The organism is Myxococcus sp. AB025B (assembly GCF_006518215.1).
In the GTDB taxonomy this organism is placed as follows: domain Bacteria; phylum Myxococcota; class Myxococcia; order Myxococcales; family Myxococcaceae; genus Myxococcus; species Myxococcus fulvus.
The window spans coordinates 1-10,928 of record NZ_SRLW01000328.1 but is presented as its reverse complement, the minus strand read 5'-3'; the positions used below and the strand labels follow the sequence as shown (position 1 = coordinate 10,928).

Below are 10,928 nucleotides of genomic sequence, written 5' to 3'. Positions count from 1 at the left end.
GTCAGGGGCCGCGGAGCGTCGCGGCGGCTTGGGGTGGGGATTCGACGCATGGGGACGCGGTCCACGCTGCTCGCGTTGGTGGTGCTGCTCGTGGCACCGATGGCGAGCGCATTCGAGGCAGGGGATATTCGCCGTCGGGCGACACAGGACCCCGAGCGGGTCGCGCCCTTCGGGTTGATGCTGGACGCGGGGGTGACGGAAGGCGCGGGGTTGTCCATCTCGTTCCGTCCCGCGCGGGTGGTGCGGCTGCACCTGGGCGCCACGCACAACGGCGTTCGCGCCGGCGCGCGGGCGGGGCTCACGCTGTTGCCGCTGCGAAGCCGGGTGTCGCCCGCCTTCAGCGTGGAGATTGGCCACGCGCAGCCCGCGGACGTGCGCGCCCTGGAGCGCAGGCTGGCGGACCTGTCACTGCCGCCGCTGCCGTCGCTCGAGCGCGTGGGCTACACGTACGCGAGCGGACTGGTGGGCTTCGAGGTCAGCATGCCCCGGAGCATCACCTTCTTCGTGCGCGGCGGGGTGAGCTTCATGGAGCTGTATGGCCCCAGCTTGAAGGACCTGGACGAGCCGCTCCGGGGCACCGTCGGGCCCACGGAGGACCGGTCGTGGATGCTGCGCACCGTGCGCCCCACGGCGAAGCTCGGCTTCATCCTGAACTTCGGCTAGCGGAAGGTGTCGAAGAAGGCCAGCGCCTGGTCTTCCGCCCAGAAGCGGGGACGGTGCAGCTTGCCGGCGACGAAGCCCACGTGTCCGCCGTGCGGGGTCAACACCACGCTCAGGTGCGGGTTGTCCTTCGCGGCTGGCGGGATGACGGGCGACTGCAGCATGGGGTCATCCGCGGCGCTGATGAGCAGCGTGGGCTTGCGGATGGCGTGCAGCCTGGGGCCCGACGAGGACTCGGCGTAGTAATGCTCCGCGCTGTTGAAGCCGTGCAGGGGCGCGGTGACGGCGTGGTCGAACTGGCGCACCGTGCGCGCCGCCTCCATGGCCCGGCCGTCGAAGGCGTTGGGAAAGCGCTTGAGCTTCGCTCGCGCCTTGCTCTTGAGCGTGCGCAGGAAGCGCTCGCGGTAGATGCGGTGGAACGGGCCGGGACCATCCAGCTTGGCGCAGCACGCGTCCAGGTCGTACGGCGCGCTGATGGACGCGGCGGCGCGGACGGGGGCCTCCTCGCCCTGGTCCTCGAGCAGTCGGCAGAGCACGTTGGCGCCCAGGGAGAAGCCCACGGCGAAGAGCGGCCCGGTGACGCGGGCGCGCAAGTCCCGGAGCAGGCCGAGCGCGTCGTCGATGTGGCCCGAGTGGTACGTGCGCGCCAGCCGGTTGGGCTCGCCGCTGCAGGAGCGGAAGTTGAGCGCGGTGGCGCCCCAGCCGCGCTGGGCCGCGCCGCGGAGGATGGCGGTGATGTAGCCCGCCTGGGAGGAGCTCTCCAGCCCATGCAGGGCCACCACGTGCGGCGCGCCGCTGGGGCCGTCGAAGGTGTCCAGATCGACGAAGTCGCCGTCGGGCAGCTCGCGCCGCTGGCGCTTCAGCGGAGGAGCGTGACGGGGACGCACGAAGTTCGCGTAGATGGTCTGCGCGTGTTCGTTCGTCAGGCCCGGCGCGGCGATGAAGGGCTCGGTCGGCTGGAAGCTCACGGCCGGGGGATAGCGCCCCGGCTCGCGGGGGACAAGGGGCCGTGTCAGGCCGGCTCGTCCGGGCGTTCTCCACCGGGCGCTCCGGCCTGAAGCCGGGCGGCGGCCTGCCGGGCGCGCTTCATGGAGGGGCAGCCCTGCTCCTTCACGGCGCGGGCCTCCTCCGTCAAATCGAAGAGGGCCAGGTACTTGTGCACGCGCTCGTCCAGGGTGGGCGCCTCGATGAGGCGGCACACCTCGTCGGCCTGGTAGTCGCGGCAGATGCTCGGCCGCTGCTCGTAGATGGCGCAGAGGTTGTCGGGCAGCAGGTGCGGGCACCTGAGCCCGAGCGGCTTGTCGAGCGCCGCGATGTCCGGCGCCACGCAGCAGGCGCCACAGAGGGTGCATTCCATGGGGCCTCCGCCTCGTGGGCTCAACGTGGGACGGCCTTCTTCACTTCCCCGCCGTTCGTCACCGTGAGGACCACGCCCTGGCCCTTCTTCCACGACAGGAACTCGGCCTCCGTCTTCGGCTCCAGCACCTGCTCCTTCACCCCGTCGTCCTCGTAGCGCACGTTCACCACGTACGTCTCCTCGCGCCGCTGACGCTCCAGCGGACCCACCTGGAGCGTGGGCCAGCGCGGGGCGCCGTCCTGGCCGGAGGTCTCGCGCCGGTCCACCTTGCGCCACTCGTGGGTGTCATAGGTGCACCGCCGCGCGTAGACGGGCTCGTTGCGGTAGCGCGTCTGGTCCTGACAGTCCTCGTAGGACTCGTTGCAGTACTTCGTCACGTCCTCGCAGACCTCCTCCGCGAAGCCGTTGCCCTTGTCGCGTCGGCGGCACTTCTCCTCGGTGCCACACGCCACCTTGCGCGTCTTGGAGCGGCACACGCGCTCGGTGCCGTCCGCCACCTTGCGCGTGCCGCGCTGGCGCTCCACGCAGCCGCGCACGTTCTCCACGCCGGCGATTTCTCCCGCGCCGTTGACGGGCATGCGCGCGCTCGCCTGGCGCAGCTCGTCCGCCCAGCCCTCCTTCTCCACGCGGGTGAAGCGCTCCTGCACCACCGCCACCTTCCACGACGTGCCCGTCACTTCACCCGGGTAGTCGTGCGTCTGGTTCGACCAGCCCGAGTACACACAGGTTCCGAAGCAGCACGACAGCAGCGCGCCCAGCAACAGCCACATCCCCAGCCGGGGCTTCTTCTTCGGCGGCGGCGCGGGGGCGGGCACCTGTCCCGACAGGTCCTTCCGGGGCCCCACCTTCGAGTCCGACTCGCGCTCGGCGTTGCAGTGCTTGCAGCGGGGATGGTCACCCCGGTTGGCGGCGCCGCAGAAGGCGCAGAACCAGTCCTCGCCCGCGTTCGCCAACTCCACCGCCTTTTCGTCCGTCACGCCCTCGCGCAGGGACTTGCCGCTCGCCGCGTCCACGTCGCCGAAGTCGAAGTCCGACTCGTCGCCCGTCAGCTCCCGCGGGTTGTTGCAGGTGGGGCAGCGCTTGTGCCGCGCGAGGATGCCCTTGGCGTCGCACGAGGTGCAGTTCCAGGTGCCTTCGATGATGCGCGTGCGCTTGGCCATGTCGGCGCATCCTATCCGCGCGTCACACCCAGAGGGCGCGCGAGAAGGTCACCCGCTCGGCGGGCGGCAACCCGGCCCTGAGCGGTCTCAGCATGGGCAGCGAGCCCTCCCGGGCCACGCGCGTGGCGCCCGGAATCCGCGCCAGCCAGGGCAGGGTGCCCGGCTCCTCCCAGACGACCACGCGGGACAGGCCCGCCCGGTGCGCCACGCCCCGCGCGGCCTCCATCAGGGCCATGGAGTCCTCGAGCGACTCCGCGTCGAACAGCAGCACCACCAGCTCGCCGTAGCGGGCCATCATCGCCCACAGCGCGAACGAGCGGCCCACCACCGCGCCGCAGGCCTCCGGCCGGGGGCGACGCAAGAGCTCCGCGTAGACCCGCTCCCGCTCCAGGTGCCAGTCCACCTGCGCCGGGCTCGGCCACAGCAGGAAGGGCACGTCCGGACGCTGCAGGCGCCCCATCACCTCCGGCACGTCCCCGTCGCACAGGAGCGCGTCCACCGCGTGCGTGGACAGTCCACCCATGGCGGGCAGGTTCCAGTCCCACGCGGGCGCCTCGCGATAGCCCGAGCGCCGGTAGAGCGGCGCGCCCACGTCCGAGAAGAGCAGGGCCGCGTGCCGGTCCTCGCCCTCCTGGGCGACGTGCTCGGCGACCTGGTCCATCAGTCGCGTGGCGTGGCCGTGGCCGCGCAGCTCGGGCACCGTGAAGACGCTGGCGATGGCCTCGCTGACGCCGGGCGTGACCACGCCGTCCGGGCCGCGCAGGTGGCTGTCGGTGCGGAAGGTCTCGCACGAGGCCAGCACCTGTCCGCCGTCGTCGACGAGCAGCCAGGTGCGCATGCCCTCGCGGCACCAGGGATGCGCGCGCAGCCGCACCTCGCGCTGGTGGAACTGCTCCACCGTGAGGGGCGAGCCCCAGGCGGCATGGGTGACGCGGTCGCGCTCGGCTTTCTGGGCGTCGGTGGCGAGGACCAAGGGCATGTCACGCCAGGGTATCGCCACCGGGCCATCCCGTGCATCACCCGGTTCCCGAGGCCGTCCGTCCGCCTCACAGGCGCGTGCTGTACGGGAAGCGCACGTGGAACTGGAGGTAGGCCTGGCCCACGTGGAAGATGCCGTCGCGCACCCGGTCCGGCAGCCCCAGCCCGCCGAGCTCCTGCGGCACGTAGAGCGCGGACTCCCAGCCCAGGCTGATGAGGAAGCTCTTGGAGAGCTGCAGCTCCAGGTCCACGCCCAGCTCCGCGCCCGGCCTCACGAAGTGCGTGTCCGCCAGCGTGTCCGAGTGCAGGTACGCATACGTCAGGAGCACCCCACCACCCACCGCCAGCCGCACCGGGCCGGACGTCAACGGCAGCCCCAGCCCCAGGGGCTTCCAGGTGACGCCATACATGCCGGTGTCGCGCACCTTGGGGGAGATGATGAGCGAGTCGGGGATGAAGATGGACGGGGAGATGCGCACCTCGTCCACGCTCTTGGCGTACTTGCGGTAGCGGGACGGGATGGCGCGCTGGTTCTTCTTCAGCCAGTCCTTGTCCAGCACCGCCTCGACGGAGAGCTTCAGCCCGGTGTGGATGGGCTGGTCGTCGAAGACGGGCCCGAAGAACAGGAACGCGGCGGGCCCCACGCCCACGTCCACGGGCACCGTGACGTTCCGCGCGGCGGCCACCACGGGGGACAAGAGCAGGCACAGCGACGCGATGCGGGCGAGGTTCATGGTGGGAATCCTCCTGGGTGAAGCCAGCCCCGCCCCGGAATTAAGCACAACCCGCGAATCAACCATTGCCGCACCGCGCGTGTTTGGAGCAGGAAGGAGACGCGCCGGCCCGGGGGGAGCCGAGGACGTCTCGCGTCGCCCCGAATCCAGGTCCGGCGGCACCGAGACGACTGGAGAACCGATGCTTTCCGCCGCCCTTCTGATTGCCACCTCCCTGCAGGCCCAGACGCCTGCGCCCACGCCCGCCGCGCAGGAGCCCGCCGCCCCCGTCGCGGCCGCGCAGGCCACCACGTCCGAGGAGCGCGCCGCCGCCGCCGCCGAGCGCGCCGCCGCCGCCGCCGAGCGCGCCGCCGAGGCCAGCGTCCGCGCCGCCGAGGCCGCCGAGCGCGCCGCGGGGGTCATCGCCGGCACCCCGGCCGCTCCGGGCGCCGCCGCCCCCGCGGACGAGAAGAAGAAGAAGGAGGAGTGGGACATCACCCTGGGCCTGGGCCTCATCTCGCTGACGGGCAACGCCTCCACGCTCACCTTCAGCGGCCTGGCCAGCGCGCAGCGCACGACGGAGCACTGGATTGTCGGCATCCGGGGCTACGGCAACTACGGCCGCAGCCGCCCGCCCGAGGTGGCCGGGGAGGAGCAGGAGTCGCAGCTCGTCGCCCTCAACGCGGGCCTGGAGCTGCGCGGAGACCGCCGCTTCACGCAGATGCTCAGCGGCTACCTGCTGACGGGCGCCGAGACGGACCACGTCAAGAGCGTGGAGTCGCGGACCATCGGCGAAGGCGGTCTGGGCGTGCTGTGGTGGGACGAGAAGAAGAAGGACGAGCGCGAGTCCTACCTGCGCACGGACCTGGCCTTCCGCTATGCGCGCGAGACGCGCTTCCAGTACTACCCCTCGCGCCTGGACCTGCCGGACGTGGACATCGGCGGCCCCCGCTTCGGTGTCGCCTTCCGCTACGGCATCACCAAGGACGTGCTCTTCAAGGAGGACGCCGAGGTGCTCCTGAGCGTCATCGGCGACTCGCGCGTGCTGGTGAACAGCCAGACGCAGCTGGCGGTGAACCTGACGGAGGCGCTCTCCCTGGGCGTCAGCTTCCTGGTGAAGCACGACAGCAAGCCGCCCGAGGGCAAGGTGCCCACGGACACCGCGCTGGCCTTCAACTTCCAGGTCGCGCTCTAGCCCGCAAAAGCAACGCGGCGCCGAAGGAAGGTCCTCGGCGCCGCTGCTTGATTCGAAGGGGCGGGTGAGTGCCCCTCGAGGGACGTCAGTGGCTCGGCGCGGGAGGCGTGTCCTTGAGCTCCGGGGGCTGCACGCCGCCGCCGAAGCGGCCGCGCTGCGCACCCGTGCCGATGTCCGGCGGCTGCAGGTCGCTGTACTGCGAGCCCGGCGGGTTGGCGCCGCGGAAGCGCGTGCCCAGGTCCGCCATGGGGATGACGAGCGCGAGAATCACGAAGACGATGGACACGGCGAAGATGAGCCGGTTGACGCCCTGGTGCTCCGCGAGGTGCATGAAGTACAGCGTCACCAGCGTGCCCTTCACCGTCGCGATGACGATGGCGAGCAGCAGGCCGAACGACGGCAGGTGCATCCGGCCGGTGACGACGGTGACGACCGTCAGCACCAGGAGGACACCCCAGATGAGCCAGTAGCGGCCCGCTCCGTGGTGCTCCGTCATGTTCTTCTCTTCCTGATGGGATTCGTTGGCGATGGCCATGGTGGTGTCGCCCTCAGACCAGGTACAGCATGGGGAACAGGAAGATCCACACCAGGTCGACGAGGTGCCAGTACATGCTGCCCAGCTCGACCATCGTGTAGTTCTTCGGACCGAAGTCGCCCTTCTTGAAGGCGCGAATCATCGCCACCGTCAGCACGCCCATCCCGATGAGGACGTGCAGGCCGTGCAGCGCCGTCGAGCAGAAGTAGACCGTGAAGTACAGCGAGATGCCCGGCAGCTGGATGTCCGGGTAGCTGTAGTAGCGGCCCGGCAGCGTCCCGACGTGGAACTTGTGGCTGTACTCGAAGTACTTGATGACGAGGAAGGCGACGGCCATCAGGAGGGTGAGCGCCAGCATCACGCCCACCTTCTTGTTCTCGCCGTGCTTCGCGTGGTGCACCGCGAGCGCCGCCGTCAGCGAGGACGTGATGAGGACCACGGTGTTCACCGTGCCCATCGTCAGGTCCAGGCTGCGGCTGCCCGCCGCCCACGCCTCCGGGAAGAGGAAGCGGTAGCAGCCGTAGCAGACGAAGAGGCCGGCGAAGAGCAGGATTTCCGTCGCCAGGAACAGCCACATCCCCAGACGGGCGGCGTGGTTCTGCACCTCGAGCGACGCGAAGTGCATCGCCAGGCGCGGCGTGTTGGCCGCGCCGTCGGCGGTGTGAGCGCTAGACTGCATCGGGAACCTCGGCCTTCTTCGGGTCGACGTAGAAGTGGGGCTCCTCGGGGAACGTCGGCTGAGGACCCACGAAGTTGTGCGTCGGCGGAGGAGACTCGCTCAGCCACTCGTAGCCCTTGCTGCGCCACGGGTTCTTGCCAGCGGCCTTGCCGTACACCAGCGCGTACGCCAGGTACATGGCGATGATGATGAACCCGAAGGCCAAGAGCGTCGCGCCCGCGGTGGAGGCGACGTTCAGCGCCTGGAAGCGCTCCGGGTAGTCATAGTACCGGCGCGGCATGCCGTTGTTGCCCAAGAGGAACTGGGGGATGAACGTGGCGTTGAACCCCAGGATGATGAGCGCCGCGGACACCAGGCCCCATCCCTCGTGGTACGTGCGCCCGAACATCTTCGGGAACCAGTAGTGCAGGGCGGCCAGGAAGGCCATGATGGTCGCGCCCACCATGATGAAGTGGAAGTGCGCCACGACGAAGTACGTGTCGTGCCACGCCACGTCCAGCGACACCGTGCCCAGCGCGATGCCCGTCATGCCACCGAACACGGTGAAGAACAGGAAGCCGCAGAAGTAGGCGAAGGGCGTCTTGAAGTCGACCGCGCCCTTGTAGACGGTGCCCACCCAGTTGAAGACCTTGATTGCGGTGAACACACCCACCAGCATGGTCAGCACGCCGAACACGCCGGCGTCGAAGGTGGACTGGCCGGACACGAACATGTGGTGGCCCCAGGCGAAGAAGCCCACGAAGGCGATGCCCAGGGACGAGTACGCCACCGCGCGGTAGCCGAAGATGTTCTTGCGGCTGTACGTGCTGACGATCTCGCTCATCACGCCGAAGGCCGGCAGCACCATGATGTACACGGCCGGGTGGCTGTAGAACCAGAACAGGTGCTGGAAGAGCACCGGGTCGCCGCCGCGCGCCGGGTCGAACATGCCGAAGCTGAACAGGTTCTCCACCGTCACCAGGACCAGCAACAGGCCGATGACCGGCGTCGCGAGCACCTGGATGCAGCTCGTCGCGTAGATGGCCCACACGAACAGCGGCATCTTGAACCAGGTGATGCCCGGCGCCCGCATGGTGTGGCAGGTGACGATGAAGTTGATGCCCGTGGCGATGGAGCTGAAGCCGATGATGAACGCGCCGAACAGCACGGGCGCCACCGTCGTAGTCGTGTGCGTGCTGTACGGCGTGTAGAACGTCCAGCCCGTGTCCAGGCCGCCGTTGAGCATGCCCCACAGCGCCAGCACCGCGCCCGCCAGGTAGATGTAGAGCGAGGCCAGGTTCAGCCGCGGGAAGGCCACGTCCTTGGCGCCCAGCATCAGCGGCAGCATGAAGTTGCCGAAGACGGCCGGAATCGCCGGAATCATGAACAGGAAGATCATGACCAGGCCGTGGAGCGTGAACGTACGGTTGTACGTCATCGCGTCCATGATGGTCGGGCCCGGGGTGAGCAGCTCCACCCGGATGAGCAGCGCGAAGATGCCGCCCACGAGGAAGAAGAGCAGGACCCAGAACAGGAACATCAGGCCGATGCGCTTGTGGTCCACCGTCAAGAGCCAGCTCTTGATGGTGGTGCCGTCCACCAGATAGCTCGGGTGGTGGTCGTGGTGCTCGTCGTGCGGGGCGGCCCCCGCCGTGTCGAGGCTACTGGATGGGGTCATAGGCGGGTCCCTCGGAGGCGCCCTCGCGGACGTTCGGAGTGCGAAGCGACTTGATGTATTCGACGATGGCGGCCGTCTCGGGGCCCTGCAGCTTGCCCTGGTACGTCGGCATCACGTTCTGGTAGCCCGCCACCAGGTGGGCTCCCGGGTCCATCATCGACTGGGTGATGTAGGCCTCGTCCACCCGGATGTCCTGACCGTCGTCGAGCTTCTCCACGCGGTCATACATGCCGAGGAAGGTGGGGCCGATGTGCGCCGAGCCGTCCACCGAGTGGCACTTGAGGCAGCCCTGCGTGCCGGCCAGGACCTGGCCCTGCTCGACCATCCGGGCGACCGGCGGCACCAGCGAGGTGTCCGCGAGCGCGTCCTGACGGTCCTGCAGCCGGCCGCGGCGCTGCTCCTTGATCCAGTCCTCGTACTCCTCCTCGGGGAGCACGACGACCTCGGCCAGCATCTTCGAGTGCGACAGGCCGCAGTACTCGGTGCAGAGCACCTGGTACGTGCCGGGCTTGGTCGCCTCGAACCAGATCTGCGTGTAGCGACCCGGCAGCGCGTCCATCTTGATGCGGAACGCCGGCACGTAGAACGAGTGCAGCACGTCACGGGACGTGATGAGCAGGCGCACGGGACGGTTGGCGGGGACGTGCATCACGTTCACGCCGTTGGGGCCCTCCGGATAGGAGAACTTCCACATCCACTGCTTGCCCATGACGTAGACGTCCATCGCGTCCTTGGGCGGCGTGGTGACCCAGGTGAAGTCCCGGAAGCCGATACCGAACCAGGCCAGGAAGAACACCAGCGGCACGGAGACGAAGAGGAACTCCGTCTTCAGCGTGGGGACGACGTACTCCGTCGCCTGGGCGGGGAGCCGCCGGCGGTACCGGAAGAACATGAACAGCGCCGCGAGGCCGACACCCGTGGACATCACCATCGTCGTTCCCACGACGAAGTGGTGCAGCAGGTCGACCCGTTCCGCGAACGTGGACGCGCTCTCCGGGAGGAACAGAAGGTTGTTGAGAAGCTCGCTCATGCCGCCGCGCCTTTCTTCAGCTCGCGCCTCCAGAAATAGATCAGCATCGTCGCCAGGGCGAAGAAGACGGCCAGTGCGCCCAGGCGGATGAACCCGAAGATGTAGAAGCCATACCGCCGGGTGGCGGTGTCATACTTGAAGCAGGACATCACCACGCGGTCGAAGCTGGTCCCCACGCGACCACCGGCCGCCTCCAGCAACGCCAGCTTCATGTCCTTGGGAGGGAAGTCCGTCCCGTACAGGTACCGCGACAGCGTCCCTTCCGGCGTGAGCACCATCACCACCGCGGGGTGGGCGTACTGCCTGGTGCTCTCGTCGTACGTGTACTTGAAGCCCACCGCGTCCGCGAGGCGGCGGATCTCCGCGTCCGTCCCGGTGAGGAAGTGCCAGGGCGCGCTCTCGGGCTTGCCCATGGACTGGAGGTGCTTGCGCCGGCGCTCGCTGCTCATCGCCGGGGTGTCCTCGGGGTCCACGCTGATGGTGACCGCCTCGTAGTCGCGGCCCAGCTCCAGACCCAGCTCCCGCATCGTCTTCACCTGGGCGTTGAGCACCAGGTTACAGAGCATGGGGCAGTTGTAATAGACGAGCGTCAGCAGCGTGGGCAGCGTCTTGGGCAGCACCGTCCCCAGCGTCACCTCCTGGCCGTTGGAGTCCAGGAAGCGGGTGAGGGGAGGAACCGGGTCACCCAGGTGCTCCTCCACGTCCACGCCCTTGAGCTGGGGCGGGGCGTCCTGCTGGGCCTCGACGATGGAGCGGGGCGTCTTGCCACCGCCCGGCATCGCCGGGGCCGGGGTCGCCGTGCCCAGCACCAGGGCCACCGCGACGAGCATCCCCAGGCGGGGGGCGCACTGGGGGATGTGGGAGAAGAGGGACATCATCGCGAGCGGCTCTTACGTGATGCTGGCGGCGGAAGCTACTGCCGAGGAGCCGGGGTCGGCTCCTGGGGCTGCTCGGGGGCCGGCGC

The 10,928-nt window shown here is 69.2% G+C and carries 12 protein-coding genes; 2 read left to right on the top strand and 10 right to left on the bottom strand.

What is annotated here, in order from left to right:
* Nucleotides 1-663 (top strand): hypothetical protein (locus FL311_RS36185; RefSeq protein WP_305036177.1); only part of this gene is annotated, 663 nt, incomplete at its 5' end.
* Here FL311_RS36185 and FL311_RS36180 read toward each other — a convergent pair.
* The 5 genes from FL311_RS36180 to FL311_RS36160 form a co-directional block, all read right to left on the bottom strand.
* The gene (locus tag FL311_RS36180; protein ID WP_141332239.1) at nt 660-1,628 is read right to left on the bottom strand and encodes a hydrolase; all 969 of its coding nucleotides are present in this window, start codon (nt 1,626-1,628) and stop codon (nt 660-662) included. The genes FL311_RS36185 and FL311_RS36180 overlap by 4 nt on opposite strands.
* 44 nt (nt 1,629-1,672) lie before the next feature.
* Nucleotides 1,673-2,017 (bottom strand): YkgJ family cysteine cluster protein, encoded by a 345-nt coding sequence (locus FL311_RS36175; protein ID WP_141332238.1) that lies wholly within the window; start codon nt 2,015-2,017, stop codon nt 1,673-1,675.
* Between the two features lie 20 nt (nt 2,018-2,037).
* Nucleotides 2,038-3,177: a hypothetical protein gene (locus FL311_RS36170; protein WP_141332237.1), complete on the bottom strand. Its 1,140-nt coding sequence runs from the start codon at nt 3,175-3,177 to the stop codon at nt 2,038-2,040.
* A gap of 22 nt (nt 3,178-3,199) precedes the next feature.
* Complete coding sequence (locus FL311_RS36165; protein ID WP_141332236.1) at nt 3,200-4,156, bottom strand: GNAT family N-acetyltransferase; 957 nt, start codon at nt 4,154-4,156, stop codon at nt 3,200-3,202.
* A 67-nt stretch (nt 4,157-4,223) separates the two neighbouring features.
* Nucleotides 4,224-4,889 carry a hypothetical protein gene (locus FL311_RS36160; RefSeq protein ID WP_141332235.1) on the bottom strand — a complete coding sequence of 222 codons (666 nt, stop codon included), beginning with the start codon at nt 4,887-4,889 and terminating at the stop codon, nt 4,224-4,226.
* Nucleotides 4,890-5,070: 181 nt separating this feature from the next.
* On the opposite strand from FL311_RS36160, the gene FL311_RS36155 reads away from it, so the two are divergent.
* Nucleotides 5,071-6,063, top strand: a complete 993-nt coding sequence (locus tag FL311_RS36155) for a DUF481 domain-containing protein (RefSeq protein ID WP_141332234.1) — start codon at nt 5,071-5,073, stop codon at nt 6,061-6,063.
* 85 nt (nt 6,064-6,148) lie between these two features.
* Here the strand turns inward: FL311_RS36155 and FL311_RS36150 are convergent, their stop codons facing one another.
* From FL311_RS36150 to FL311_RS36130, 5 genes are read right to left on the bottom strand one after another with little or no spacing between them, the layout of a single operon-like run.
* Nucleotides 6,149-6,598: a cytochrome C oxidase subunit IV family protein gene (locus FL311_RS36150; RefSeq protein ID WP_141332233.1), complete on the bottom strand. Its 450-nt coding sequence runs from the start codon at nt 6,596-6,598 to the stop codon at nt 6,149-6,151.
* Between the two features lie 13 nt (nt 6,599-6,611).
* Nucleotides 6,612-7,277: a cytochrome c oxidase subunit 3 family protein gene (locus tag FL311_RS36145; protein WP_141332232.1), complete on the bottom strand. Its 666-nt coding sequence runs from the start codon at nt 7,275-7,277 to the stop codon at nt 6,612-6,614.
* The gene (gene ctaD, locus FL311_RS36140; RefSeq protein ID WP_141332231.1) at nt 7,267-8,934 is read right to left on the bottom strand and encodes a cytochrome c oxidase subunit I; all 1,668 of its coding nucleotides are present in this window, start codon (nt 8,932-8,934) and stop codon (nt 7,267-7,269) included. The genes FL311_RS36145 and ctaD overlap by 11 nt, the downstream gene beginning before the upstream one ends.
* Nucleotides 8,918-9,964, bottom strand: a complete 1,047-nt coding sequence (coxB, locus tag FL311_RS36135; protein ID WP_046715923.1) for a cytochrome c oxidase subunit II — start codon at nt 9,962-9,964, stop codon at nt 8,918-8,920. Before coxB ends, ctaD begins: the two co-directional genes overlap by 17 nt.
* Entirely contained in the window at nt 9,961-10,842 is an 882-nt protein-coding gene (locus tag FL311_RS36130) for an SCO family protein (RefSeq protein ID WP_141332230.1), read from the bottom strand. Before FL311_RS36130 ends, coxB begins: the two co-directional genes overlap by 4 nt.
* Nucleotides 10,843-10,928 lie beyond the last annotated feature (86 nt).

What these genes read in the sequence shown, in the direction of transcription:
- FL311_RS36165 (WP_141332236.1), bottom strand. Translation starts at nt 4,156, where the DNA reads ATGCCCTTGGTCCTCGCCACCGACGCCCAGAAAGCCGAGCGCGACCGC.
- FL311_RS36175 (WP_141332238.1), bottom strand. Translation starts at nt 2,017, where the DNA reads ATGGAATGCACCCTCTGTGGCGCCTGCTGCGTGGCGCCGGACATCGCG.
- FL311_RS36155 (WP_141332234.1), top strand. Translation starts at nt 5,071, where the DNA reads ATGCTTTCCGCCGCCCTTCTGATTGCCACCTCCCTGCAGGCCCAGACG.
- FL311_RS36145 (WP_141332232.1), bottom strand. Translation starts at nt 7,277, where the DNA reads ATGCAGTCTAGCGCTCACACCGCCGACGGCGCGGCCAACACGCCGCGC.
- FL311_RS36130 (WP_141332230.1), bottom strand. Translation starts at nt 10,842, where the DNA reads ATGATGTCCCTCTTCTCCCACATCCCCCAGTGCGCCCCCCGCCTGGGG.
- FL311_RS36160 (WP_141332235.1), bottom strand. Translation starts at nt 4,889, where the DNA reads ATGAACCTCGCCCGCATCGCGTCGCTGTGCCTGCTCTTGTCCCCCGTG.
- coxB (WP_046715923.1), bottom strand. Translation starts at nt 9,964, where the DNA reads ATGAGCGAGCTTCTCAACAACCTTCTGTTCCTCCCGGAGAGCGCGTCC.
- FL311_RS36150 (WP_141332233.1), bottom strand. Translation starts at nt 6,598, where the DNA reads ATGGCCATCGCCAACGAATCCCATCAGGAAGAGAAGAACATGACGGAG.
- ctaD (WP_141332231.1), bottom strand. Translation starts at nt 8,934, where the DNA reads ATGACCCCATCCAGTAGCCTCGACACGGCGGGGGCCGCCCCGCACGAC.
- FL311_RS36170 (WP_141332237.1), bottom strand. Translation starts at nt 3,177, where the DNA reads ATGGCCAAGCGCACGCGCATCATCGAAGGCACCTGGAACTGCACCTCG.